22 protein-coding genes and 1 pseudogene are annotated in these 25,677 nt (G+C 66.6%); 15 read left to right on the top strand and 8 right to left on the bottom strand.

All coding sequences use genetic code 11. The features are described from left to right. Positions 1-209: 209 nt before the first annotated feature. Genes AC4EEV_RS10105 through AC4EEV_RS10075 form a run of 7 tightly spaced genes read left to right on the top strand, consistent with a single transcriptional unit; the run spans position 210 to position 6,576 of the window. The gene (locus tag AC4EEV_RS10105; RefSeq protein ID WP_018763851.1) at positions 210-1,253 is read left to right on the top strand and encodes an amino acid ABC transporter permease; all 1,044 of its coding nucleotides are present in this window, start codon (positions 210-212) and stop codon (positions 1,251-1,253) included. After that, positions 1,253-2,062, top strand: coding sequence for an amino acid ABC transporter ATP-binding protein (locus AC4EEV_RS10100; RefSeq protein WP_018763852.1), 810 nt, complete (start codon positions 1,253-1,255; stop codon positions 2,060-2,062). Before AC4EEV_RS10105 ends, AC4EEV_RS10100 begins: the two co-directional genes overlap by 1 nt. A gap of 11 nt (positions 2,063-2,073) precedes the next feature. Next, positions 2,074-3,120 carry a transporter substrate-binding domain-containing protein gene (locus AC4EEV_RS10095; protein ID WP_491330821.1) on the top strand — a complete coding sequence of 349 codons (1,047 nt, stop codon included), beginning with the start codon at positions 2,074-2,076 and terminating at the stop codon, positions 3,118-3,120. After that, a complete protein-coding gene (locus tag AC4EEV_RS10090; protein WP_491330820.1) occupies positions 3,117-3,953 on the top strand; it encodes a DUF1684 domain-containing protein in 837 nt (278 codons plus the stop codon). The genes AC4EEV_RS10095 and AC4EEV_RS10090 overlap by 4 nt, the downstream gene beginning before the upstream one ends. Further along, a complete protein-coding gene (locus AC4EEV_RS10085) occupies positions 3,950-5,011 on the top strand; it encodes an LLM class oxidoreductase (RefSeq protein ID WP_285320202.1) in 1,062 nt (353 codons plus the stop codon). Before AC4EEV_RS10090 ends, AC4EEV_RS10085 begins: the two co-directional genes overlap by 4 nt. Positions 5,012-5,020: 9 nt before the next feature. Next, positions 5,021-6,394 (top strand): NtaA/DmoA family FMN-dependent monooxygenase, encoded by a 1,374-nt coding sequence (locus AC4EEV_RS10080; protein ID WP_491330819.1) that lies wholly within the window; start codon positions 5,021-5,023, stop codon positions 6,392-6,394. Then, positions 6,394-6,576 (top strand): hypothetical protein, encoded by a 183-nt coding sequence (locus AC4EEV_RS10075; protein WP_133831985.1) that lies wholly within the window; start codon positions 6,394-6,396, stop codon positions 6,574-6,576. Before AC4EEV_RS10080 ends, AC4EEV_RS10075 begins: the two co-directional genes overlap by 1 nt. 213 nt (positions 6,577-6,789) lie before the next feature. On the opposite strand, the gene dctA is transcribed toward AC4EEV_RS10075, so the two are convergent. Both dctA and AC4EEV_RS10065 read right to left on the bottom strand, forming a co-directional pair. Then, positions 6,790-8,100: a C4-dicarboxylate transporter DctA gene (gene dctA, locus AC4EEV_RS10070; protein ID WP_018763858.1), complete on the bottom strand. Its 1,311-nt coding sequence runs from the start codon at positions 8,098-8,100 to the stop codon at positions 6,790-6,792. Between the two features lie 56 nt (positions 8,101-8,156). Continuing rightward, the gene (locus AC4EEV_RS10065; protein ID WP_018763859.1) at positions 8,157-9,299 is read right to left on the bottom strand and encodes a PrpF domain-containing protein; all 1,143 of its coding nucleotides are present in this window, start codon (positions 9,297-9,299) and stop codon (positions 8,157-8,159) included. A 128-nt stretch (positions 9,300-9,427) separates the two neighbouring features. On the opposite strand from AC4EEV_RS10065, the gene AC4EEV_RS10060 reads away from it, so the two are divergent. Continuing rightward, positions 9,428-10,333, top strand: a complete 906-nt coding sequence (locus tag AC4EEV_RS10060; protein ID WP_109045438.1) for a LysR family transcriptional regulator — start codon at positions 9,428-9,430, stop codon at positions 10,331-10,333. Between the two features lie 40 nt (positions 10,334-10,373). Here AC4EEV_RS10060 and AC4EEV_RS10055 read toward each other — a convergent pair whose 3' ends face one another. The 5 genes from AC4EEV_RS10055 to AC4EEV_RS10035 all read right to left on the bottom strand — a co-directional run bounded on the left by AC4EEV_RS10055 (position 10,374) and on the right by AC4EEV_RS10035 (position 16,574). Next, positions 10,374-11,333, bottom strand: a complete 960-nt coding sequence (locus tag AC4EEV_RS10055; protein ID WP_491330818.1) for a serine hydrolase domain-containing protein — start codon at positions 11,331-11,333, stop codon at positions 10,374-10,376. 81 nt (positions 11,334-11,414) lie between these two features. Beyond that, the gene (locus tag AC4EEV_RS10050) at positions 11,415-12,533 is read right to left on the bottom strand and encodes an ABC transporter substrate-binding protein (protein WP_491330817.1); all 1,119 of its coding nucleotides are present in this window, start codon (positions 12,531-12,533) and stop codon (positions 11,415-11,417) included. A gap of 31 nt (positions 12,534-12,564) precedes the next feature. Next, a complete protein-coding gene (locus AC4EEV_RS10045; RefSeq protein WP_491330816.1) occupies positions 12,565-14,349 on the bottom strand; it encodes an ABC transporter permease in 1,785 nt (594 codons plus the stop codon). Next, positions 14,346-15,443 carry an ABC transporter ATP-binding protein gene (locus tag AC4EEV_RS10040; protein WP_491330815.1) on the bottom strand — a complete coding sequence of 366 codons (1,098 nt, stop codon included), beginning with the start codon at positions 15,441-15,443 and terminating at the stop codon, positions 14,346-14,348. The genes AC4EEV_RS10045 and AC4EEV_RS10040 overlap by 4 nt, the downstream gene beginning before the upstream one ends. Before the next feature lie 39 nt (positions 15,444-15,482). Then, the gene (locus AC4EEV_RS10035) at positions 15,483-16,574 is read right to left on the bottom strand and encodes a PrpF domain-containing protein (protein WP_491330814.1); all 1,092 of its coding nucleotides are present in this window, start codon (positions 16,572-16,574) and stop codon (positions 15,483-15,485) included. Between the two features lie 319 nt (positions 16,575-16,893). Between AC4EEV_RS10035 and AC4EEV_RS10030 the strand changes: the two genes are divergently transcribed. The 6 genes from AC4EEV_RS10030 (at position 16,894) to AC4EEV_RS10005 (ending at position 23,320) form a co-directional block, all read left to right on the top strand. Continuing rightward, complete coding sequence (locus AC4EEV_RS10030) at positions 16,894-17,562, top strand: GntR family transcriptional regulator (protein WP_223992974.1); 669 nt, start codon at positions 16,894-16,896, stop codon at positions 17,560-17,562. Positions 17,563-17,683: 121 nt separating this feature from the next. Further along, complete coding sequence (gene tcuA, locus AC4EEV_RS10025) at positions 17,684-19,147, top strand: FAD-dependent tricarballylate dehydrogenase TcuA (RefSeq protein WP_491330813.1); 1,464 nt, start codon at positions 17,684-17,686, stop codon at positions 19,145-19,147. Between the two features lie 39 nt (positions 19,148-19,186). Then, positions 19,187-19,822: a GntR family transcriptional regulator gene (locus tag AC4EEV_RS10020; RefSeq protein WP_285320210.1), complete on the top strand. Its 636-nt coding sequence runs from the start codon at positions 19,187-19,189 to the stop codon at positions 19,820-19,822. Positions 19,823-20,155: 333 nt separating this feature from the next. After that, positions 20,156-21,082: an intradiol ring-cleavage dioxygenase gene (locus tag AC4EEV_RS10015; RefSeq protein ID WP_491330812.1), complete on the top strand. Its 927-nt coding sequence runs from the start codon at positions 20,156-20,158 to the stop codon at positions 21,080-21,082. Positions 21,083-21,202: 120 nt separating this feature from the next. Then, on the top strand, positions 21,203-22,669 hold the full coding sequence (locus AC4EEV_RS10010) for a polysaccharide deacetylase family protein (RefSeq protein WP_491330811.1): 1,467 nt from the start codon (positions 21,203-21,205) through the stop codon (positions 22,667-22,669). A gap of 84 nt (positions 22,670-22,753) precedes the next feature. Continuing rightward, positions 22,754-23,320: an SRPBCC family protein gene (locus AC4EEV_RS10005; protein ID WP_491330810.1), complete on the top strand. Its 567-nt coding sequence runs from the start codon at positions 22,754-22,756 to the stop codon at positions 23,318-23,320. A gap of 106 nt (positions 23,321-23,426) precedes the next feature. Here AC4EEV_RS10005 and AC4EEV_RS10000 read toward each other — a convergent pair whose 3' ends face one another. After that, positions 23,427-24,389: an alpha/beta fold hydrolase gene (locus tag AC4EEV_RS10000; RefSeq protein ID WP_491330809.1), complete on the bottom strand. Its 963-nt coding sequence runs from the start codon at positions 24,387-24,389 to the stop codon at positions 23,427-23,429. Between the two features lie 143 nt (positions 24,390-24,532). Between AC4EEV_RS10000 and AC4EEV_RS09995 the strand changes: the two are divergent. Continuing rightward, positions 24,533-25,557, top strand: a pseudogene (locus tag AC4EEV_RS09995) (LLM class flavin-dependent oxidoreductase). The last annotated feature ends 120 nt before the right edge of the window (positions 25,558-25,677 follow it).

Below are 25,677 nucleotides of genomic sequence, written 5' to 3'. Positions count from 1 at the left end.
TCACGGCCGTTAACGCCGCGTCACAGCGCGTTAAGGGACGCAAAAAACCGACGCATGACGCCGTGCGAAGTCCCGTGAAGTATTGCAACCTGCCGCCTTGCTGGCCCGTTCCGGCCGGTCCTAGATTTGCAGCCAGCACCGGCCGCCACGCCCCGTATCGACGGGCAGCGGCCCACAAGGAAAACCCAGCACGAGAAGCGAGGTGGCGCATGAGTTCAGCAACAGGGGTGGCGCAGTCCCAACAGTCGCAGCCGGTACCGGCGGCGGAAGCGCCGCCGGCAGGAACAGGCACGTCCGGCGCCGGCGGCTCCGCCACGGAGGTGGCGCCCCGGGTGGCAAAGGACTACTCGTCCTACCGGGTGGTGGCCGCCAAGCATCCGTGGCGCTGGGTGGGGACTGCCGTCGTCGCGCTCGGTGTCTTGGCCGTGGCATGGTCGCTGGCCACCAACCCGCGCTGGGAATGGGGGGTTGTGGCCCAGTGGTTCACCGCCCAGTCCGTGGTCAACGGCCTGGTGGAAACACTGAAGCTCACGGCGATCTCAGGTGTCCTCGGGTTCGTGCTGGGCTTCATCCTGGCGCTGATGCGGCTCTCGGCCTCGCCCCTGCTGGTCTCGGTGTCCTGGACGTTCTCCTGGATCTTCCGGTCCACGCCGCTGCTGGTCCAGATGCTCCTCTGGTACAACCTGGGCTACCTGTACGAAAAGATCAGCCTGGGGATCCCGTTCACCGATGTCCGGTTCTTCGAAGTGCAGACCACCACGCTGATCAGCCAGTTCGCCGCAGCCGTCCTGGGCCTGACCCTGAACCAGGCCGCCTACTCCGCGGAGATCATCCGCGGCGGCATCCTGTCCGTGGACCAGGGCCAGCTGGAGGCGGCGGCCGCACTGGGCATCCCCGCCTGGCGCCGCTCCACCCGGATCGTGCTGCCGCAGGCCATGCGCGCCATCCTGCCCACCGCCTTCAACGAGATCATCGGCCTGGTCAAGGGCACCTCGATCGTCTACGTCCTGGCCTACTCGGAGCTGTTCTACACAGTCCAGGTCATCTACAACCGCACCCAGCAGGTCCTGCCGCTGCTGCTGGTGGCCACGCTCTGGTACATCGTGATCACCTCCGTGCTGAGCGTCTTCCAGTACTACATCGAACGCCACTACTCCAAGGGCGCGGTGCGGAACCTGCCGCTGACGCCCCTGCAGAAGGCCCGCAAATTCTTCGCCACCCACGCGGCAGTGCCCAACCGGAGGAACTCCTGATGACTGACACCCTCACCGCCCCCACAGCCACCCGCGGCTTGGTGGAAATCACCGGCGTGCGCAAATCCTTCGGCCCCACGGAAGTCCTCAAAGGCGTCAGCCTCACCGTGGAACCGGGCGGGGTGGCCGTGATCGTGGGCCCCTCCGGCTCCGGCAAATCCACCCTGCTGCGCACCATCAACCACCTGGAAAAGGTGGACGGCGGCCACATCACCATCGACGGACAGCTGGTGGGCTACAAACTCCGCGGCGACCGGCTGCACGAGCTGCGCGAAAAGGAGATCCTGAAACAGCGCACCGACATCGGCATGGTGTTCCAGAACTTCAACCTGTTCCCGCACCTCACTGCCTTGGAGAACGTGGCGGAAGCCCCGGTCGTGGCCCAGGGGCGGTCCAAGGAGGACGCCCGCCGCCGCGGCCTGGAACTCCTGGACCGGGTGGGGCTCAAGGACCGGGCCGGCGCCTATCCCCGGCAGCTCTCCGGTGGCCAGCAGCAGCGCGTCGCCATTGCCCGGGCCCTGGCCCTGGATCCCAAGATCCTGCTGTTCGACGAGCCCACCTCCGCACTGGACCCCGAGCTGGTCAACGAAGTGCTGGACGTCATCCGCGAACTCGCAACGTCCGGCACCACGCTGATCATCGTCACCCATGAGATGGGCTTCGCCCGCGACGTGGCGGACACCGTGGTGTTCATGGACCAGGGCCAGATCGTGGAACAGGGCACCCCCAAGGAAATTTTCAGCAACCCCCAGGAACCGCGCACCCGGAGCTTCTTCTCCAAGGTGCTGGAACCGGCCTTCAACATCTAAGGACCTCTCCCATGGCTTTCTCCACCCCCGGCCTCCGCCGCAGCCGCGCGCTCGCGGTGCTTCCCGCCGTCGTCCTCCTTGGCACCGCCGCGCTGGCAGGGTGCGCCGACCCCGGTGCTTCGGCCGCCGGCAACCCCAGCGGCGGCGCGCAGACGACGGCGGCCCGCAACGGCGTGGTCTACAACACGTCCCCGGACCAGCAGCGGATCCGCGCGGAGAAGGACCCGGCGCTCGCCGCCAAGGTTCCCGCCCTGATCAGCAAGGACGGCAAGCTGACGGTGGCCACCACGGCCGGTTCCATCCCGCTGTCCTTCCACGCCACGGACGACAAGACGCCGATCGGCTCCGAGCTGGACATTGCCCAGCTGGTGGCGGACAAACTGGGCCTGGAGCTGGACGTGCAGGTCACGTCCTGGGAGAACTGGCCGCTGAAGACCCAGTCCGGCGACTTTGAGGCCGTCTTCTCCAACGTGGGCGTGAACAAGGACCGGGTGAAACTGTTCGACTTCGCCAGCTACCGCGCCGCGTACATGGGCTTCGAGGCCAAGAAGTCGGCCACCTATGACATCAAGGGCGCGGACGATATCTCCGGCCTGAAGGTCTCCGTGGGGTCCGGCACCAACCAGGAGAAGATCCTGCTGGCCTGGAACAAGGAACTGGAGGCCAAGGGCAAGGCCCCGGCCACGCTGCAGTACTACTCGTCCGACGCCGACACCATCCTGGCGCTCTCCTCCGGCCGGACGGACCTTAACATCGCCCCCTACCCGTCCACCGTGTACCGGGAAAACACCCGGGACGACCTGAAGGTGGTGGGCAAAGTGAACGCAGGCTGGCCGTCCGAAACCCTGGTGGCAGCCACCACCCTGCGCGGTAACGGCCTGGCGCCGGTCATCTCCGAGGCCCTCAACTCGGCCATCAAGGACGGCTCCTACGGCAAAGTGCTGGAGCGCTGGGGCCTGTCCGAGGAAGCCCTGCCCGAATCCAAGACCATCACCGATGAGAATTTCGCGGCCACCCAGGCAACGGCCACCGCCGCACCGTCCGGGAAGGCCTCATGAACGCCGTACACACTGAAACCGCCCTCGAGTCCTTCGACACCGACTGGCAGGAATGGCACGCCGCCCACGAACAGCAGCGCGCCCACCCGCACGGCTTCCTGGCGGTGACCCACCTGCACTGGCTGGGCAGCGAACCCGCCCGGCTGGAAGGCGCCCCGGGCACCTGGAGCGTGGCGGCCGACGTCGTCCGCGTCCTTTTGGAACCGGGTGACAGCCTGCAGCAGGACGGCACGGAGCTGAACACCGAAGCCGGCGCATCGCTGGAGTTCGGGCCTGTCGAAGAGCGCGGCGGCATCAACCTGGTCTCCGGCGAGACCGTCATTGAACTGGCCAAGCGGGGCGGCGAGTACATCGTGCGGCCGCGTCACCCCGAAAACCCGCTCCTGCAGGCCTACCAAGGCACGCCCGCCTACTCCCCGGACGCTGCCTATGCCGTCCGCGGAACCTTCGTGCCGTTCGAGGCGCCGCGGCCCACCACCGTGGGTGCAGCCGTGGAAGGCATCCAGCATGTCTACGAGGCACCCGGGGAAATCCGCTTCAAGCTGGCCGGCCAGGAGCTGGCGCTGACCGCGTTCAACGGCCACGCGCCCGGCTCCCTGTCCGTGCTGTTCACCGACCAGACCTCCGGCAAGACCACCTACGCGGCCAACCGCTCCCTCTCGGTGGTGCCCGCCGCGGACGGGTCCGTGGTGCTGGACTTCAACCGGGCCGTGAACCTGCCGTGCGCCTACACGGACCTGGCCACCTGCCCGCTGCCGCCAGCCGAAAACCGGCTGCCCGTGGCCATCGAAGCCGGCGAAAAGATTCCCTACGAACGTCAGGACCAGCAGTGAGTACCTTCAAAAAGCCGGGCTTCCTGGCGATCGAGCTCGACGGCGCCGGCTGGGACGGTGCGGACCTTGCCCGCGCCGTGCTGGCAGCGGAGTCGGCCGGCTTCCACGCCGCCACCTTCACCGACGCACCGGTTCCCGCCCGGGCCAACGCCCTGCAGCGGGCAGCCTTCGCGGGGCCGGTGACGCACACCATTGCGCTGGTCCCGGAGGTGGACACCGTCTACACCGAGCCTTTCCACGTCTCCACCCAGCTGGCCAGCCTGGACTACGTGTCCCGCGGCCGGGCCGGGTGGATCGCCACCGCCGCCGACGCACCTGAAGCGGCTGCCGCCGTCGGCCGTTCCGCCGTCACCGGCGCGGCGCTGGGCCAGGAAGCGGCCGCCTCCATCGAGGTGTCCCGCCGGCTGTGGGATTCCTGGGAGGACGACGCCGTGATCCGCGACGTTGCCACCGGCCGGTACATCGACGTGGACAAGCTGCACTACGTTGATTTCCAGACGCCTGCCGGGTTTGCCGGTGTTGGGTACTCGGTCAAGGGGCCATCCATCATTCCGCGGCCGCTCCAGGGGCAGTTGCCGGTGCTGGTTCCCGCGTCCCTGCTCGGCGAAGTCCGGGCGGACGCGGTGGATGCCGTGCTGGTGTCCGCGCCCGCAGCGGAACTGTTGGCGGCTGAGGTCCGCGACGTCCGGGCCCGGGTGGGGGCGTCCATTGCCGTGATCGCCGAGCTCGACGTCGTCCTGGACGCCCGCGGCCAGGACGCGGCTGCGCGGGACGCATCGTTCGACGGCGGCCGGGCGGCTTTCGCAGGTTCTGCGGCCGGCCTCACCGACTTCCTCGCCGACCTTCTAAAGGAGGCCGACGGCGTGCGGCTGCACCCGGCGTCGCTCTTTGTTGACGTGGAGGAACTGGGCCGGCTGGTCCTTCCGGAACTGCGGCGCCGCGGAGCACTCCGCCCGGTGGCGCAGGACGGAACCTTCCGCGACCTGCTCGGCCTGGAGCGCCCGGCCAGCCGCTATGCAACCGCCGCCGCTGCTGCGCCTGCCGGCGCCGGAAAGTAAGGGAAAAACATGACACAGCACACCCGTGCTAAATCCGAGATCTTCACCCCGAGCGGCCAGATCCAGTTTGGGGTCTTCTTCCAGGGCGTCAACTCGGGCACCATCTGGAAGGCCGCCGAATCGGGCTCGCAGACGGACTTCGAATCGTTCCGCCGGATCGCCCAGACCGCGGAGCGGGGCCTGTTCGCCGCGTTCTTCCTGGGCGAGGGGCTGCGCCTGCGGGAGCACCTGGGCCGCCCGCACGCGCTGGACGTGGTGGGCAGGCCGGATGCACAAACCATGCTCGCCGCCCTGGCGTCGGTGACGAAGAACATCGGCCTGGTGGCCACCCAGAACACCACCTACAACGATCCCGCCGATTTGGCGCACCGGCTCGCCTCCCTGGACCTGATCTCGGGCGGCCGCGCGGCGTGGAACATCGTGACCACTGACAACGCCTGGACCGGTGCGAACTTCCGCCGCGGCGGCTACCTGGACCACGCCGACCGGTACAAGCACGCTGAAGCATTCGTGGAGACAGCCAAGCGGATCTGGGATTCATGGGAAACGCCGGACGGCCCTGCCAGCCGGGTGCTGCATCGGGGGCAGCACTACACGGTGGACGTCACGCCGCGGCTGCCGCGCAGCGCCCAGTACCGGCCGGTGCTGTTCCAGGCCGGCGACTCGCCGGAGGGCCGCAATTTCGCAGCCCGGCAGGCGGACGTGATCTTCTCTGCCCACCCGAAGTTCGACGACGCCGTGGACTTCCGGAAGGACCTCGTGGAGCGGTCCGTGGCCGCTGGCCGTGGCGCCAACGCCGTGCAGATCATGCCGGCCAGCGAGTTCATCCTGGCGCCTACTGCCGCCGAAGCCGCTGAGAAGAAGGAGTGGGTGCGCAGCTTGCAGATCGGCCCGCAGCAGGCCATTGCCTACCTGGAGCAGTTCTGGGGCCGCGAGCTGTCCTCTTACGATCCGGACGGCCCCCTGCCGGAGATCGATCCGGTGGTGGAGGAAACGTCTGAAACCCGGGGCAGTGGTTTCCACGGCGCCAAGGCCCGGCAGCTGGCGGACCAGTGGCGGGCGGAAGCCAAGGACAAGGGGCTGTCCATCCGGCAGTTCGTCACCTCGAAGACCGCGCGGATCGATTCCACCTTCACCGGTTCGTACGTTGAGGTGGCGGACCAGCTGGCCGAGTACGCGCGGGTGGGCGCCGTGGACGGATTCAACATTTCCCCGTGGCTGATCCCCACCGGCCTGGATGACATCGTGAACCATCTGGTCCCGGAACTCCAGGAACGCGGCGTGTACCCCACGGAGTACCGCGGGAACACGCTCCGCGAGCACCTGGGGCTGGAAACGCCGGTGCGTACCGCCGATGAGGCTGCTGAGGCGGTCCGGGCGTGATGCGCTGGGCCGGTTTTGCCCGCGGGGCTGGCTTTAATTGGAAGGCTGGTTTTGCCGGACGGGACGACGACGGCGGCAGGGTGGGTGCCGTCGTCGACCCTTCCGTGGGGGCTGGTGCTGTGGTGGCTGGTTCGTCCGGGAGCATCACCCTCAAGCTGACGGTATGGGAGCAGTGGGTGTAGGGTCCGACAGCTGGGTGCTAGTCGGTTTCCGGGCTTTGGCAGTAGAAGCAGGTGCCTTCATCGCAGTCTTCTGCAGTGTCCTGCTCCGTTTGGCGCTGGCTCATTGGCGGATCCTTTCCGTGGGGGTTTGTGCAGTAGTACCCCGCTCAGGGATTTGCCCGGGACCCCTTCCTGGGTCCCGGGCAAACACTGGGGTGGTGGCTTGGCGGCCGGTTAGTGGGCCAGGGCCGGTTCGGCCAGCTGGACCTTTTCCGCCTCGGTGGGCACGAAGCCCGCCTGGAGTTCGGAGCGGAGCTTGACCATGTCCAGCTCACCCTGCCACTTGGCGATTGCCACGCAGGAGACGATGTTGCAGACCGTGCTGGTGAGGGCGCGAGCCTCGCTCATGAACCGGTCGATGCCAACGATGAGGGCCACGCCGGCCACCGGCAGGGTGGGCATGACGGTCAGGGTGGCCACCAGGGCCACGAAGCCGCTGCCGGTGACGCCCGCCGCGCCCTTGGAGGTCAGCAGCATCATGCCGAGCATCAGCAGGATCTGGCCCCAGCTCAGGTGGATGTCGCAGGCCTGGGCGATGAACATGGAGGCCAGGGTGAGGTAGATGGCCGTGCCGGTGAGGTTGAAGGAGTAACCGGTGGGGACCACGAGTCCTACAACGCTGCGGTCGCAGCCGATCCGCTCGAGCTTGGACAGCAGGCGCGGCAGGACCGGTTCGCTGGAGGACGTGGCCAGGACGATCAGGAATTCGTCCTTGAAGTAGCGCAGGATCTGCCACAGGCTGAAGCCGGTCACCTTGGCCAGGATGCCCAGGCCAACCACCACGAAGACGATGCAGGCGGCGTAGAAGGCAAGGATCAGCATGCCGAGGTTGCCGATGGAGTGGGCGCCGTACTTGCCCACCGTGAAGGCCATGGCCCCAAAGGCTCCCAGCGGAGCCACCTTCATGATGTAGCCAAACATGATGAAGAGCAGCTTGTTGAAGCTGTTGACCACGTTCAGGGCCAGCTGGCCCGGTGCGCCGAGCTTGCTGAAGGCGAAGCCGCACAGCAGTGCAATGACCAGCACGGGCAGGACTTCACCATCGGCGAAGGCGCCAACGAAGGTGGTGGGGATGATGCTGAGGATGAAGTCCACGGGGTTGCTGCTGGGCAGCTGCGTGGTGTACTTCTGCGCCACCGAGGAGTCCAGATGCGTGGGATCGATGTGCATCCCGGCGCCGGGCTGGAACAGCGTCACCGCGGCCAGGCCCAGGGCCAGGGCGAGTGCCGTCAGCGCGTAGAAGAGGCCCAGCGAACGGATCAGGGTGGGGCCCACCTTCTTGGTGTCCCTCAGCGACGTGATGCCTCCGACGATGGTGCAGAACACGATGGGGGCGATCATGAACTTCACGAGTTTCACGAAGCCGTCGCCGATGGGCTTGAGGGACGAACCGAGGTCCGGCCACAGCGCGCCCACAACGACGCCGAGGGCGACTCCGATGAGTACCTGGACATACAGGTGTCCGAGGATGGATTTGATCTTCATTGAACAACTTCCTGGTTGGTGCGGCCCCTTAATGATGGGGCAAAGAGATAGGGGTGTTAGGCGGACAGCTCGGCGGCCGGGGCCACGTCGATATCTGCGGTGGCGATGTGGCGGGCTGCCCGGTGGAGGGCCACTTCGCTGACGGTGCCGGTGTCATCGGTGATGATTTCGGCGGTGATCACGCCGGCAGGTGTCCCGATCCGCAGCAAGCGGGGGGTTCCGGTGCCGGCGGAGGATGATTGGGCTGCTGCGTTGGCTACCACCGACGACGGCTGCGAGGCTGCGAGGGCCACTGCCACGGCTGAGGTGAGGCCGATGGCCGGGTGGGGCGCGAGCATGGACAGCATCCGCACCCGCACGTCGTGGCTTCCGGCGGTGATGGTGGTTCCGTCCGCGGCGATGTAGTCCCCGGCAGGCGCCACAACCCCGACTTTCGGGACAGCGTTCTGCGGCGGATCCTCAGGCTTGCGCAGCCCCATGATCAGGCCTGCTGATGCCCGTGCCGCAATGAGGGTGGGCAGCTGCGCGGAGAGGTTGTCCGTCATCGAGGAAAGATCGACGCCGGCCTGGTCGGCTGCAAGGAGCACGGCAGGGGCGCCGGCGTCCACCATCGTTGCGCCCAGGGTCCTGCCGTTGACCTCAAGCTGGTCCATCGTGTTGCCGGTGGGCAGGAGTGCGCCGGTGCTCTGGCCCCAGGGGCCGTGGAACGAGAGGCTGACGGGAACACCGGCGGCGCTGCTGCCCGGAACCCGTGCCAGGCCCGACTTGGGAATGTGGCCGCCGGGAGTTGGAACCGCTCCGCTGAGCACGGCGCCGGACGTGACGTGGCGCATGCGGACCTTGGTCATGCCGTCTCCGGCGGGAACGATGCCCGTCTGGACTGCGAACAGGGCAATGGCGGTGGCGCAGTTGCCGCAGTTGGAACCCAGCTCAACGGTGGGGTCGCCGATCCCCACCTGGGCGAAAAGGTAGTCGAGGTCTGCCTCCGCGCCAGGGGTGGCCCAGATGACCGCGGCCTTCGACGTGGTGGACGTTCCGCCCCCGACGCCGTCCAGCTGCCGCGCATCCGCTGCGCCGAATGCGGCGGACAGCAGTGCGGGGATTTCCTCGCGGGTGGGGGCGTGGAGGGCCACGTCCCTGGCATCGAAGAGCCAGCACTTGCTGGTGCCGCCCCGGTACCAATGTCCTTTGAGTCCCACTGTATTTCTCCCTCGTAACTTGCAGGTGCCCTACTTCACAGCACCTTGTCCTTCTACGATCCGGGATGGCAGCCTTCAGCACAATCGCAAATAAATGGACGACTATCTACTTTTGCTAAACTCAATGCATGGCAATCCTTGACCTCCACCGGCTCCACGTGCTCCGCGAGGTGGGCCGCTCCGGCTCCCTGACCTCCGCTGCCGCCGCACTCTCCTTCACCACGTCAGCGGTGTCGCAGCAGATCGCCAAACTCGAGCAGGAGATGGGTGTGGTCCTGATCGAGCGCCACCCGCGGGGCGTGGTCCTGACCGAGGCGGGGCACGCCCTGCTGCACTACGCCGACGAGATCGACAGGACCGTGGAAGCTGCCCGTGCCGAAATGGGGGAGTTCGCGGGCCTTCGGCGCGGCCAACTGCGGCTCGGGACCTTTCCCACCGGCGGGGCCTCCCTGATGCCGGATGTGGTGCTGGCGTTCCGGGCCCGCCATCCGGAGGTGGCGGTAACGGTGGTGAGCGCCCGGCGGGACGGTTTGCTGGAACGGTTGCGGCGGCGGGAAATCGAGCTGACGCTGCTGTGGGACTACCCCTGGCAGCAGATCCAGGATCCTGACTTGACCCTGGCCACGCTGATGAACGATCCAACAATGCTGCTGGTCCCGCGGGAGCATCCCATTGCGAAACTGCGCTCGGTCCGCATCGGCGCATTGAGCGACCAGGAATGGGTGGTGCGCGATGAGCACCCCGTGGCCGATGTCCTCAGCCGGGTATGCCGCGACGCTGGGTTCGAGCCGCGGATCGCCTTCGCGGCCAATGATTACCAGGAGACGCAGGGCATGGTGGCGGCCGGTATCGGGATCGCGCTGGCACCAAGGCTGGCGCTGACGGCCCTGCGCCCCGACGTCGTTGCAGTCCCGCTCGCGGGGGCTCCGAAGCGCCGCATCCTTCTTGCGCACCTGGCAAACAGGAGGCTCAGCCCCGCCGCGCAGCAGGCAACCAAGGTATTCCGTTCCGTCGCCAAGGGCGCGGCTTCCTGACAATGGATGGGGCCGCCGTCGTACCGTGCCTTTCTGATGCCTACCGGGCCAGGGGCCCGGCAACCAGCGCCCTGGCAAGGTCCATGAATTCGGAGTGGGTCACCGGAGCGGGGCCTGCCGTCGAGGCAGTTGCCGTGCGGGTGTTCCGTGCGATGGCGAAGCTGTCGCTGACGACGCGCCGGTGCACAATGACGCTCCCGATCGCCGGCAGGACCAGCAGGAACTGGCCGTAGTTGCCCGCAGCCAGGAACGCCCCCTCCCACTGCGGGCCGGATTCCCGGGGTAGCCACCACAGGTAGCCGTAGTCGCAGGTGCCAAAACCGGTGGCCGGCGCCATGTCTGCGCGCCTCACATGGGTGGCCACGCTCTCCCTGACCCATTCCCGGGGGACATGCTGCCGGCCCTGCCACTGGCCGCCGGCAGCCATCAGCAGCCCGATCTTCGCCAGGTCCCGGGCGGAGAGGAAGAAGTGGTAAGCCCGGAAGGCGGACTTTCGGTCGTCCCCGAGCATCTGCTGGCGTGTGGGGACGTAGTCGTCGAACCCCAGCGGACCGGCCAGGTGCTTCTCGAACGCATCGAAGACGCCCAGGCCGCTGGCCTTCTCGAAGATGGCGCCGGCGGCGTTGAAATCCCAGTTGTTGTAGACGAAATATTGCCCGGGCGCCTTTGTGCCACGTGCAGGGAAAGCATCCTCGTCACTGCCCGGGCTGGACGGCGGATGGTAGACCCCCGACCGCGACGTCAACAGGTCACGGAGCCGGGCCGTCCGCTCGATGGGCAGCAGGCCGCCCACATCGTCAACACCGAGCTCACCAAGGGTGGTGTCGAGGCTGACCGTGCCGGCGTCCACCTGGATGCCGAAAAGGATCGAGAGCAGGCTCTTGCGCATAGAGGCGACGTAGCTGGCGCGGGTGGTGTCGCCCAGTTCGACGACGGTCCTGCCGTCCTGGAGGACCAACAGGGACGAGGTGTTCCGGGGTACCGGAAGTGCGGCGGTCACGGGGCCTCCTGGTGGGTGGTTTGGAACGAAAAAGCCCGGGGACCCGGCGGAGGCCGGGTCCCCGGGCGTGGGATTTCGGGGTTACTTGGTGTAGCCGAAGACCTGGTTCCACTTGGCAAGGTCGTCCTTGCCGTAGGTCGCGGCGTCGGTGTTCTGCATGCGGTAGACCTTGCCGGAATCGACGGCGGGGAGCGTCACGCCCATGATGGTGGGCGGTGCTACGTCGGTGCGGACCGGGTATTCACCGATCTGCGCGAAGACCTGCTGGCCCTGCTTGGAAAGGTTGTAGTTCATGAAGACCTTCGCGGCTTCCACGTTTGTGGCGGTGCCCGTCATGCCCAGGTAGTAGTCGTACGAGACGAGTCCTTCCTCGGGGACGATGAACTTGACCGGAGCCTTGTCCTGGACGGCCGAGATGTTGGTGCCGCTGATGGTGACCGTGCCTACGGCCACTTCACCGCGGGCCAGCGCCGTGGCTTCAGCGCCCAGGGAGTCATAGATTTTGGGCTTCTGCGCAGCGTACTTGGCGAAGTAGTCGCCGCCCATCTTGGTTTCCATGAACCTGTTCAGCGCAGCTGTGCTCCCGCCCGAGCCGCCCTGGACGATGCCCAGCTTGCCCTGCCATTTCCCGCCGACGGCATCCGCCCATGACTTGGGGGCATCGGCTTCCTTCACCAACTGGGTGTTGTAGCCCAGGGTGTAGACGGAGTTGAACATGCGGGTGAACTGGCCGCCGTCCACGGAAACGTCCTTGAGGGCTGAGGCGCCGGGTACGTCGTAGGCTTTCCAGACCTTGGCGTCCTCCATGGACTTGGCAATCCGGTAGTCGGACGTGCGGATGACGTCGGCGCTGAGCTTGCCGGCACCCTGCTCGGACAGTACGCGCTCGGAGAGCTTGTTCGGGGTGAGCCGGACGACGTTGACCTTGATGCCGGTGTCCTTGGTGAAGGCGTCCACCAGTGCGCTTTCGGAGGAGTCGGTGTAGCCGGAGTACAGGGACAGGGTTTGCGATTTTGCCTTCTCGTACGTGGCCTTGTCCGCGATGGACTCGCCGTTGATCACCAGTCCGTCATCGGTGCTTACGGTGGCGGTGGCCGTGACCACGCCGGCGCTCTGGGCGGGGCTTCCGCAGCCGGCAAGGCTCAGGGCGAGCAGCACTCCGGCTGCGGTGAAAGCGGGCAGTCTGGACGCTAACTTCATTGTGATGTCCCTTTCAAAGGTGGGTGGGAGGTCAGTTCTTGGTCTTGCGTTCGCCGCCGACTTTTTGGGCGATGACGGCGAGGATTCCGATGACGAGGCAGTACAGGACGCTGACGGCGGCAGCTGCCTGGCTCTGGCCGTTGTCGAAGTTGTCGAAGACGAGGATGGACAGGATCCGGGTGTTCGAGGTGAAGAGGAAGATGGAGGCGCTGAGCTCACGCATGGACAGCATGAGGAACAGCAGGAACGAGGACATGATGCCGACGCGCATCAGGGGCAGGGTGACATCCAGGACGGACCGGGTCCGCCCGGCGCCGAGCATCACGGCGCTGTCTTCGAGGTCCTGGTCCATCTGGAGCATTGACGCGGAGACACCGCGGTATCCCTGCGGCATGAACACGGCCACGCAGGCGACGGCGAGGATCGCCAGGGTGCCGTAGATGGGCAGCGGCAGCAGCAGCCAGGTCCAGAGCAGTCCGATGCCCATGACGATGGCGGGGACGGCGAGAGGGGTCATGGCCACCAGCTCGATCAGGCGTCCCACCTTGGACTTGGTGCGGTACCGGATGTAGGAGGCGATGAAGCTGAGGGTGGTGCCGGCGAAGGCTGCGATCAGGGCCACCAGGACACTGTTCTTCAGGGCGAGCTGGAAGTCGTTGGATCCCAGGACCTCGATCAGCTTCGCGAAGCTAAGGGAGTTGGCTTCGAGCAGCTGCGACATCGAGGACACGAACGGGGTGGCCTGCATCGAAGCGGCCAGCAGGGCCAGCATCGGCAGGACCACCGAAACGGCGAAGTAGGCCAGGGCCAGGATGGTGAACGGCCAGCGCATCTTGCGAAGCGGCACCTGGCGGGGACGGTTGCCCTTGCCGGTCATGGTGGTGAATTTGCGCTTGTTGATGATGCGCTGCTGGATGAGGGTCACGGCCATCAGCGCAACGGTCAGGATCACGGCGACACTCGCCGCCTGGTTGCTCTTGGCGGGCGTGGCGCTCATGAGGCGGTAGATGTAGGTGGGCAGGGTGTCCACGCCGGCGGGGTTGCCGATGACCTGGGCCACGGGGAAGTTCTCCATGGTCAAGGCGAAGACCAGGACGGCGGAGCCCAGGATGGCCGGCAGGGCCAGGGGCAGGGTGACGGTCCGCAGCATGGTGCGCAGTGGCGCCCCGTGGACGGTGGCGGCCTCTTCGAGGTCGGCGTTCATCATGGACAGCGAGCTGTGCAGCAGCAGGAAAGCGTACGGGGCGTAAAAGATTCCCAGCACGAACACCAGGCCCGGCAGGCTGTAGATGTTGATGGCGGCATCAATGCCCAGGTCGCGGAGGAAGATGTTGATGTACCCGGCGCTGGGCGAGCACAGGAGGGACCAGGCCAATGCGCCCACCAAAGCGGGGATGAACATCGGCGCCATCCCGATGAAGAAAATGAACTTCCGCAACGGCGCATCGGAGCGGGCACACACGAAGGCCAGGAATGCCCCGATCAGCAGGGCGACGATCGCTGAGCCGGCACCGACCATGAGCGAGTTGACCAGGGCCCCGAGTGCTTCCGGGGTGGCCAGCAGTGACAGGTTGGACAGTGTCAGGCCGCCCAGCGAGATGCTGCCGGGCCGGGGAACGCTGTCCGAGAAGGCGGCGAGCAGGACGAGGGCAAGAGGAAGAACGATGAGGACGCCGAGGATGACCAGGACGATCAGGCCCGGCGTGTTCTTTCGGAGGCCCGAAAGGGTCCGGGCTGCACGGTAGTCCCGGGGCGCCGGCGTGGGTGCGAGGCGGGCGTCGGCGCGGGTGGCCGCCTCGGTGGTCTTGAGGCTCATGCGAGGACCTCAGCCGGCAGGATCTGGACTTCGCGGGGGTTGACGGTCACCCACACGCGGTCCCCCACTTTGTGCTGTTCGCCGCGGCGCAGTCCGCCCAGGGCATCAAGCTCGGGCCCGGATTCCAGCTGGATGGCGTACCGGATGTCGTTGCCCTGGAAGCCCGCCACGCGGACCGTTCCCGGCCATGAGTTGGGGTGTTCGGTGGGCATGGCGGTGATCTGCAGGTCCTCGGCCCGGATGCATACCTTGGGGGATGTGCCGGCGTCGCTGGCCTGCTGCGCCGACTGGATGGTGAGCTCGCTGTTGGTGATGCGTGCGTTGGTGGACCCGGTGGCGGTGCCCTCCGGGGTGCAGTCCATGATGTTGGAGACGCCGAGGAAGTGGGCGATCGAGGCGCTGGCGGGTGCCTCGTACATGTGCTGCGGGGCTCCCATCTGCACAATCCGGCCGCCCTGGAGCAGGGCGATGCGGTCTGCCAGGGCGAAGGCTTCGTGCTGGTCGTGGGTGACGTACACACAGGTGAGCCCCAGCTGGAGCTGGATTTCACGCAGTTCAACGCGGAGCCGGTCACGCAGGCGGGCGTCAAGGTTGGAGAGCGGTTCGTCGAGCATGAGCACGCTGGGCCGCATGACCAGGCTGCGCGCCAGGGCGACGCGCTGCATCTGGCCGCCGCTGAGCAGGCTGGCGCCGCGGTCCGCGTAGGGCTCCAGGCCCACCAGCGTGAGGGCCTCCATGACGCGCTCATCGATTTCGCTCTTGGACAGCTTCTTCTGCTTGAGCGAGTAGGCAACGTTCTGGGCCACCGTCATGTGCGGCCATACCGCGTAGGACTGGAAGACCATGCCGACGTTGCGCTTGTTCGGGGGCAGGTTGATGCCCTTTTCGGAGTCGAAGACCACCACGTCGTCGATGATGATCCGCCCCGACGTGGGGTCCTCCAGGCCGGCGATGCAGCGCATGGTGCTGGTCTTGCCGCAACCGGACTGGCCCAGCAGGACGAGGGCCTCGCCGTCTTCGATGTCGAGGTTGAGGTTTTCGATGGCAGTGAAGCTTCCGTACTTCAGCTGCAGGTTTTGAATGCTGATTTTCATGGCTGATTCCTTGGCTGGGTTTTTCCGGTAGGGGTTTCTTCAGTCACTGGGCACCAGGATGGTGCTTTCGCTGATGACGCGGGCCGAGCGTTGAAAGGAGACTTCGGTGGGATCGGCTGCATCCAATGCCAGCGCCGTCTTGCCTTTCAGTAAGTGGATAAAGAGTCCGGCCTCCGCCGCCGGAACTACGCTGCGCTGCACCACGCTGCCTGCTGTTCCTGAGGCGGCAGCGACGGCGACCGCGCTGGTGAGGCCGATGGCGGGGTGCAGTGCGGTCATCGAGATCATCCGGGCCGAGACGCCGGTTGCGCCTGCAGGCGGAGGCCCCACGATGCCAACCTTCGGAATGGAAGTGAGGTCCTGCGGCAGGCCCATCCTGCGGGCAGCCGCTGCGCGCAGCTGCGGGGCAAGCCGGACCAGCGACTCCAAAGCGTCCTCGCTGCCGGTTGCGTCCAGCCCCAGGTCCTGTGCGGCAAAGAGTGCAGCCGGGGCGCCTGCGTCGATCAGTGTCGCCTGGTACCGCTGCCCGTCGACCTCGATGTCATCGATGGCGTTGCCTGTAGGGAACTGTGCTCCGTAAGTGGACCATGAGGTTTTCTGGAAGATGACATCGATGGGGACGCCGGGGTAATGCTGGCCGTCAAGTCGCCGCCCGCCGTAGGCTGGCACCTTGGCCCCTGGTGTGGGGATCTCGCAAATCAGGCGCAGCCCGGTCACGGTGTTCAGGATGGGTACCCGGGTGACTTCCCCTATGGGAGCGACCAGCCCGGCGTGGAGCGCGTACAGACCCAGCGCCGTTGCGCAGTTGCCGCAGTTGCTGGCCCACTCGACTGCCGGCTTGTCGATGGCCACCTGGGCGAACCTGTAGCGGACCGTTCCGTCCGGGTCGGTGCCGGCCACGGTGATGGCCTTGCTGGTGGTTGACGAGGCGCCGCCGACTCCGTCGATTTGGCGGAGGTCCGGCGAACCGAAGGTGCGGATAAGGAGGCGGTCCGTCTCCAGGGCGTCAGACGGAAGGACCTCGTCCCGGAATATCCAGCATTTGCTGGTGCCGCCACGGACGAGGGTGGCCGGCACCGGGGTGACGGGGAGGGTGCCGGCCTGCGGCTCTTCCCTGGATAGAAGCGTCATTGGTTCTCCTGAAAATACCCGTGCCACCGTGTGCAGCCGCCGGGTGAATGTTCAAAGCTGAGCAAACCAGAATCCGGTACATGCCCTGCTGTATGGCGTTGGTCACAAACGGTATACCGTTGGTATGACTTAAGCAACAGTCCCTCGAATATGAATACCGGCAAGGTGGTTTGGCGGGCTTCCTGCTGCAGCGGGTGTGCCGAAAATCGGCACGGTGTTCACAGCGCGCCGAAACGGTATGCAGTGCGATAGAATTGCGGCTAAAGGTATGGCGCCGGCGCGTCCTGCCGCTTGTTTGCATGAAGACCGGAGGCCGCCCGTGGCGTCGCAACCAGAGACAAGCCCCTACCTGATGATCAGGAACGCCATCATCTCGCAGGAGCTGCCTCCCCGTGCCCAGCTCGTTGAAAGCGCCCTGGCCAAGAAGTACAACGTCTCCCGGACGCCCATCAGGGAAGCCTTGCGGCGCCTCGAAACCGAGGGGCTCGTGGAGCGCTACGGTTCGCGAATGCAGGTGCGGGAGTACCGCCCGGAGGAGATGCTGGACCTCTACGAGGTGCGGACCTTCCTGGAGGAGGCGGCCGCAAAAACAGCGGCTCTCCGGCACACCGACATGGACCTGATGCTGATCGACCGCGCCCACCAGGCCATGGTCACCCTTGATTTCGATGCTGCCACTCCGGCTGAACTGGCCGCAGCCAACCGCACCTTCCATGAGCGCATCTGGGCCGCCAGCCACAGCGCCGCCCTCCTTGACCTGCTGGACCGGATCCTGGTCCACTTCATCCGCTACCCCGGCACCACGCTCTCCACCAAGGAGCGCTGGGACCGCGTACTGAAGGAGCATGAGGAGCTGTTGGTGGCCATCCGCGCACGGAACGCGGAGGAGGCCGGCCGCATCGCCAGCGCCCACATGGACGAGGCAAAGAACATCCGCATCCAGATGTACATCGACGCCCAGGAAATCAGCCACCCACGCCTGGGGTAGCCACAAATCCCGGCATTAAACCGCTCCCGCCGAGCCGCGTTAAGCCTGCGCCAAGACGTCATTGCATGCGACGGCATACTTATGTATACAACCGTGTACAGCGATGGAGCTGAGGAGATTGATGATGATCAAGAGCGACGTATTGGTGGTTGGCGGCGGTAACGCCGGATTTGCGGCAGCACTTGCAGCCGCAGAGCGCGGACGGAAAGTCGTCCTGCTGGAAAAGTCCCGGGAGGCCGCATCGGGCGGCAACAGCTTCTACACTGCCGGCGCCACCCGCATCTCCCATGACGGGCTCCAGGAGCTTACCGAATTCGTGGAGCCTGACGAGCGGCACGCCGTCAGTGAAGTCCCCGCCTATACCGCTGCCGAGTACCTTGCCGATCTGTCCAAGGTCTCTGAAGGGCGCAACGACCCCGAACTGTCCGCGGTCCTGGTCAGCGAAAGCAACCCGACATTGCGTTGGCTTCACGGCATGGGACTCAAATACCGGCTGATGTATGAGCGCCAGGCGTACCGGACCCAGGACGGTGGGTATCTGTTCTGGGGCGGGCTGCACGTGGGCAATGTGGCAGGCGGAAAGGGGCTCATGGCCGACCACCGGGCGGCCGCGGAGCGCATGGGCGTTGAGGTCATCTATGACTGCGCAGCCACCGGACTGATCCAGGAGGACGGCCGCGTCCGCGGGGTCCGGTACCGCACCTCATCCGGAGAAGGTGAGCTCCGGGCCGAGTCGGTCATCCTCGCCTCGGGAGGTTTTGAAGCATCACCTGAACTGCGCCGCCAACACCTGGGGGAGGGCTGGCAGAACGCGAAGGTCCGCGGCACACCGGGCAACACGGGTGAGATGATCGTCGCCGCATTGGACGCCGGCGCGGCCAGGGGCGGCGACTGGTCAACCTGCCACAGCGTCGCCTGGGACGCCTGGCACCCGGAGAACGAGGGCAACCTGGAACTCACCAACCAGCTCACCCGTGGCGGGTACCCGCTGGGCATCGTGGTGAACAGCGACGGGAAGCGGTTCGTGGACGAGGGCGCCGACTACCGCAACTACACCTATGCGAAGTACGGCCGGGACATTCTTGCCCAGCCGGGCTCGGCCGCCTTCCAGATCTTTGACGCTTCTTCCCGCCCTATGCTGCGAGCGGAGGAGTACGACATGCCGGGGGTTTCGGTGGTCACTGCGCCGAGTCTTGCCGAGCTGGCACAGAAGGCCGGCATCAGCCCTGAGGGGCTGGAGGAGACGGTGAAGAGCTTTAATGATTCGATCACCGAGGGCGCCCCGTTTGACCCCAACGTCAAGGACGGGCGCCGGGCGGATACCCAGCCGCCGAAGAGCAACTGGGCCCGAAGCATCGCCACCGGCCCGTACTACGCGTTCCCGGTAACCTGCGGCATCACCTTCACATTCGGCGGCCTCAAGACAGACACCTGGGGACGCGTGCTGACCGAAGACGCAGGGCCGCTTGATGGGCTCTATGCCTGTGGTGAAGCCCTGGGTGGTTTGTTCAGCGGAAACTACCCCGGCGGCTCCGGGCTTGCGGCGGGAGCCGTCTTCGGCCGCCGCGCAGGCTCCATCGCCTAGGCAGCCCAGCAACCCCACCAGCAACGGAAAGAGGAAAAAGTGGCCATTCCCATCCACCAGCGGCTTCGCGAGGATGTCCTCGCAAGCGTCTTTGCGCCTGACGAGCCGCTCACGGAGGCCAAGCTCACCGAGCGGTACGGGGCCTCCCGGACACCGGTGCGGGAGGCGCTGCAGCGGCTGGAACAGGACGGGCTGGTGGAACGGCGCGGCAAGGCGGTGGTGGTCCGAACGCATTCAGCCGAGGAGATCATCGACATCTACGAGTCGAGGATCATCCTGGAGCAGGCCGCCGCGGCCAAGGCTGCCGTCAAGGCAACCGCCCTGGACCGGCAGCTGCTCACGGGGCTGCTGACGCAGATGCAGCAGCTGGACCCCAGCGACGGCCGGGCGCTCGCGGAAACCAACCGCGCCTTCCATACCCAGCTGTGGCGCGCCACCCACAGCCCGTCGCTGATCGGACTGCTGGAACGCCTGGACCAACAGGTCCGCCGGTACACGCTCACCACCCTGACCTACCCGGGGCGGTGGCCGGTGGTGCTGGCGGATTATGCCGACCTGCTGGCCGCCATAGGGGACGGCAATTCCGCCCTCGCCGGGGAGATCGCGGCCCGCCACATGTCGGACGCCTTGAACATCAGGTTGAAGATGTACGCCGAAGATCCAAGGACGCTCTAGGCCGCACCGACGGCCGCGGGCGTTCCGCACAAAGACCCGCCGGCAGATGTTCCTGCATACTCCATCGCAACAGGAAACCCGAAAGTCGGGCGCAGGTCATCAGCCGGTGCAAAGAGGAGGGGCAGGCTCCCAAGGGCCTGCCCCTCCTCGCTTTTTCCGGCGCCTCGTGCGCCGGGCTGCTTTTGCTGGAACGGACGACGACGGCGGCGGGGTGGGTGCCGTCGTCGAGCCTTCCGTGGGGCAGGCTCCGGCAGCATGAAGCCTGCCAGGACGCACAGCAAGGGCACAGATACCACCAGTCCCCGGCATAGCCGCATGCGGTTTCCTTGGACCATGACCACTTCACGCACACCCGATCAGCCCGACGTCGACCAGCCCCATCCCAACCATGACCGCGGGCTGGAGTTCGATCTGACCACACTGATGAGCCGCCGGTCCCTGGGGCTGTTACTGGGTGCAGGCGGGGCGGCCGCCGCGCTCGCCGCCTGCACCCCTGCCGGAACCACAGGGTCCATCTCTTCGGCCACATCGTCAGCCACTTCCTCGGCGGCGTCCTCAGGTTCCGCCGCAGCATCCACGGGCTCCGCTGCCGCCTCGGCCACGCCAACGCTGACGCGGGCCATCGCCGAATGCGGGGTGGAGATTCCGGAGGAAACCGCGGGCCCCTACCCAGGCGACGGCTCCAACGGGCCGAACGTCCTGGAAGCCTCCGGCGTGGTGCGCCGGGACATCACCTCAAGCTTCGGCAGCGCGTCAGCGACAGCGGAGGGTGTGCCTCTGACGTTCACGCTGACCCTGTTGGACAACGCCAACGGCTGCACCCCGATGGCCGGTGCCGCGGTGTACGCCTGGCACTGTGACCGGGACGGGAAGTACTCGATGTACGACTCCAGCCTGAAGAACGAGAACTACCTCCGCGGCGTGCAGGAAGCGGATGCCAACGGGCAGGTCACCTTTACCTCCATCTTCCCGGCCGCCTACTCCGGGCGCTGGCCGCACATCCACTTTGAGGTCTTCGAGTCCATGAACAATGCCACCTCTGCCGGGCAAGTGCTGGCCGTCTCCCAGATCGCCCTGCCCAAGGCGGCCTGCGACGACGTCTATGCCACCCCCGGATACGAAAAGAGCGTCACCAACATGACCCGCACCACCCTGCAGTCGGACAACGTGTTCGGGGACGACGGCGGCATCTACCAGCTGGCGACCATGACCGGCTCGGCGGCGGCCGGCTACACGGCGGGGCTCAACGTGACCATCTAGCGCACCGGCACCCCCCCCCGGTTCCAGGCAATGCCCCTTGGGTTTCACCATCCGGGCTCTTCAGTAAGGGATAATCGAAGGGTCAACACCTGAGGAGCGTGCGGATCGATGGGGCTGGGGATGGGGCGCACCCGCGGGAGCGTAGCTGCCGCCTGCCTGCATGTCCTCCTGGCGGCGATTTGCGTAGCGGCGCTCGTCTGCGGTGGTGACAGCATGTCCGGTGCGCCGTACCCGGCGTTGAACTCCCACGAACGGGTTTCCAGCCAACCGGAGACCGTGGCGTTGCCCCAGCCGCTCTCTGATGCGCTGGATGGGCCGGTGGAGGTGCCGGGCGGGTACGGGATGGCCTTGACGGCCCGCGTGGGGGAGCGCCACGTGCATGCGTCCTGGACCTACGTTGACGGGGTGCCGGGGTTGAACACGCATGTTGACTCGTGGCTGCTGGGACTCCTCGATGCGGCTGCCCCGGCGGGTGGCCGGTACCGGCCCGCGATGGCGCTGAACGCACAGCAGCCGTCGGGCCAGGAGCTGACGGTGTCCGCGGCGCCCGTTCAGGCTGCGGGAACAGTGATTGTTGTCCGGGAAAAAGTGAGGACTTCCGGGACGGGCGGGACGGTCTCAGAGCGATCGGAAACCGTCTATGTTGACACGGTTTCCGGGGCTGTCCGTGGCGGCGCGGAGCTGGTGCGGCCGGAGGCGGTTCCGGGCATCCAGTCGCGCATGGTGGGCGTTCCAGCGCAGATCGCCACCCCCGTCCGGCAGGACATCCCGGTAGGCGACCTGGTCCTGAAACCGTCCGGGGAGCTGGCGGTGTCCGCGGAGGTTCCGGGAAACCCCGGGGGCAATGTGACCTTGACCATGAACGCCGCCGATGCCGGGGCGGTGCTCAGTGACTACGGCCGGCAGGTCCTGGGGCAGCTGAACGCCGCCGCCGTTCCGCGTCCCGCGACTGCGCCGGCAGCCAGGCACGTGAACTGCGACATCGTCCCGTGCGCTGCCTTGACGTACGACGACGGGCCGGACGCCCGCACCACGCCGCAGCTTTTGGCCATCCTGGCAGAGCGGAAGGCCCAGGCCACGTTCTTCATGACCGGGTCCAATACGGCCGCGAATCCGGCAACCGCGAAGCAGGTGGCGGACGCCGGCTTCGCGATCGGCAACCACACGTTCAGCCACCCTTACCTGACCAAGCTGCCCATCCCCGCAGTCAAGAAGGAGATGGAGCGTACGGACGCCGCCATCCTGGCCGCGACCGGCTCCACCCCGGCCATGATGCGGCCGCCCTACGGAGCGGCCGATGCCGCAGTGCAGGGCGCTGTGGGCAAGCCGCTCATCATCTGGGCCGTGGACTCACTGGACTGGCAGAGCAAGAACCCGGCAGTGTTCGTGCCCAAAGTGCTCAAGGAGATCACGCCCGGCGCGGTGGTGCTCATGCATGACGTGCAGCCGACGACGATCGCCGGGCAACAGGAGCTGATGTCCACCCTGCAGGCCCAGGGCTACCAGCTGGTGTCCGTCCCGCAGCTCTTCGAGGGAACGCCCTTGGTCCCGGGCCATGTGTACAGGTCCCGGCCCGTGCGCCAGTAGGCAGCAGCGCACGGCCGCCCGTTGACCGCGAACAGGGGCGTGAGTACTGTGGGCCGCCTATTCATCCTCGCCGTGGAGGCACCTATGGCCGGCACTAGCAGCACTGACTACGAATTCCTGACTGTATGGCGGGTGGCAGGAACCGCGCGGGAGGTCACGGACATCCTGGGCGATGCCGGCATGCTTCCCCGCTGGTGGCCGTCGGTGTATCTGACTGTTGAGCAGTTGGATCCGGGCAACCCGGACGGCACCGGGAAGGCGTTCTTCCTCCACACCAAAGGCTGGCTGCCGTACACGCTCAAGTGGCAGCTCACCGTCACCGCGCCCGTCACGGAACACGGATTCGCCATCTCGGCTCGGGGCGACCTTAACGGCGCCGGCCGCTGGACTTTTGAGCAGGACGGGCCCGAAACGGTGGTCACCTATGAGTGGCGGGTCAGCGCCGCGAAACCGCTGCTGCGGCGGCTGAGTTGGCTGCTCAAGCCGGCCTTTGCCGCGAACCACCGGTGGGCGATGGCGCGTGGGCAAGAGGCGCTGGCGTTGGAGCTGCGACGACGGCGGCCTGGCGCCGACCCTGCCAAGATTCCGGCGCCCGCGGGGCCCACCTTTTCACGGCTGCCCCGCTGGCCGGGGAAGGCACGGCAGGCCTGACGTACCGGACTGCCTTGGCTGGAAGGTTCGACGACGGCGGCGGGGCGGGGGCCGTCGTCGTACCTTTCCGCCGGGGTGCTTTCCTCCGGGACGGCCAGCCTGCTGCCTACGGGGCTGGGGAATCCTGCCGCTGGGTGACGCGCTGGATGAATTCGACCGTCTCGCGCTCGGTTTCGGCGCGGGTGGTGGGTTCGTTGTGCACCTCGTGCCGGACGCCGGGGAAGACGCGGGTGCGGACGTCCGCGTGGCCCGAATCGGTGAGGCGGTTGGCCACGTGGTAGGCGCCTTCGCCGTAGTTGGTCACGGGGTCCTGGTCGCCGGCGAGGATGAGGACGGGGAGGTCCGCGGGGAGCTGTTTGTACCAGTCGTCGGAATTGACGTGGTCGTAGAGGTCAACGAAGCCTTGCAGGAACCGGGCGCTCAGGGGTGCGCCGAAGTTGTTGAAGGGGTCCCTGGCGTGGTCGGCCACCACGTCGGCGTCCAGCGCCACCCAGGCCGTGGGGCCGGGATTGTCGCCGAAGCGGCCCAGGAAACCGTCGAACAGCTGGCCCACGAGGTCCTGCGGTGCGGGCTCCGCTGCGCCGGCGCCGGAGGCGAGGCGTGCCAGTTCCGGCCGGTTGATTGTTGTTTCGATGCCCCGCATTTGGGCGGCGATGCCGCAGAGGATCAAGCCGGACAGCTGAGCCTGTGGGTCCACGGCCATGCCGCGCGCGATCATGGAGCCCCAGCTGTGGCCGAACACCACGTAGGGAAGCTGGGGGAGGGCCGCCCTGGCTTTGGCCTGGAGCGTGACCTCGTCCGCGACCACCACCTTGGCGGCGTCCTCGCCGGCGTCGCCCCAAGTGCCCTGCTGCATGGCGGTGCGGCCGTGCCCGGCGTGGTCACCTGCCACCACGATGAATCCCGCGTCCACCAGGGTGGAGATGAGGTGGAGGTAGCGGCGGGAGTGTTCGCCGAGCCCGTGGACCAGCTGCACGATTGCCTTGGGCTGGCCGATGGGTTCGTAGACCCAGGCCTGGATGGTGTCGCGGCCGTTGGCGGACGTGAATTCGATTTCCTGCAGTGACATGTATTCCTCCTGTGGCGGCGCCGTCGCCTGCCCGTGGTGAGCCTAACCACATTGCCGTCATGTGCGTCAATGATTGTTCGTTTATGTGAGGACCTGCCGCCTAGTCTGAAACCAGCCACGTAGCCTGCCCCGGAAGGAAGCCGATGCCGCATCCCGACCGTCCCCTGCGCAAGCTGGGGTTTCTGACCATTGGTTTGTTTGATCCGGCCAATCCGGCCGCGGGCCACGAGTCCACGTTGCAGATCATCGAGTTGGGCGAGCAGCTGGGGTTCGACAGTGCCTGGCTGCGCCACCGGCACCTGCAGTTCGGGATCTCTTCCCCCGTAGCGGTGATGGCCGCGGCGAGCCAGCGCACCTCGCGGATTGAGCTTGGCACTGCCGTGACGCCGCTGGGCTGGGAGAACCCGCTGCGCCTGGCCGAGGACCTGGCCACCGTGGATTTGCTGGCCGGAGGACGCATCAATCCCGGCGTGAGCGTGGGCGAACCGATGCAGTACGACACGGTGAAGCATGAACTGTACCGGACACCGCGGACGTGGAGGACTTCAGCTACGCCCGGGTGGAGCGGTTTGCGCGGCTGGTGGCGGGGGAGCCGGTGCGTGAATTCTCGGGCAAGCAAGGGGTGGTGGAGGAGTTCTCCAACCGGGTGGAGCCGCATTCCCCTGGCCTGCGGGACCGCCTTTGGTATGGGGCCGGGAGCACTAAGTCAGCGGTATGGGCGGGTTCTCATGGATTCAACCTGCTCTCCAGCAGCGTGATCTTCCCCGACAAGGACCAGGAACCGGACTTCGCCCTGGTCCAGCAGTCGCAGATCCGGGCGTTCCGCGAAGCGGCTGCTGCCGCCGGACATGTTCAGGCGCGGGTTTCGCAGGGGCTGGTGGTGATCCCTACTGACTCGGCGACTGCTGCCCAGCGGGAGAAGTACCAGCGGTATGTTGACGAACGCACTCCGCGCACGGCTGCTCCGCAGGGGCCGCGGGGAATGATGTTCGCGGCTGATCTGATCGGCACCAGCGAGGAGATCGCTGAACAGCTGTACGCGCATGCAGGGTTCCAGGAAGTGGACGAGGTGGCCTTCGCCCTGCCCTTCAGCTTCGACCACGAGGACTACGTCCAGATCCTGACCGATATCGCGGGCAAGTTGGGGCCTGCTTTGGGTTGGGCATAGGGAAATCAGTTGATCAGCGTCCTCGTCACGGGGCGGCAACCCCCAACTGTGCAAGCGCTCTGTTCAATGCGCGTCGCCTCCTCATTCTGTTGTTGGAGCCCGGATGAATCGCGGAACAGG

Source organism: Pseudarthrobacter sp. MOO14 (assembly GCF_058267675.1).
This window is presented reverse-complemented; position numbering and strand designations above follow the sequence as displayed.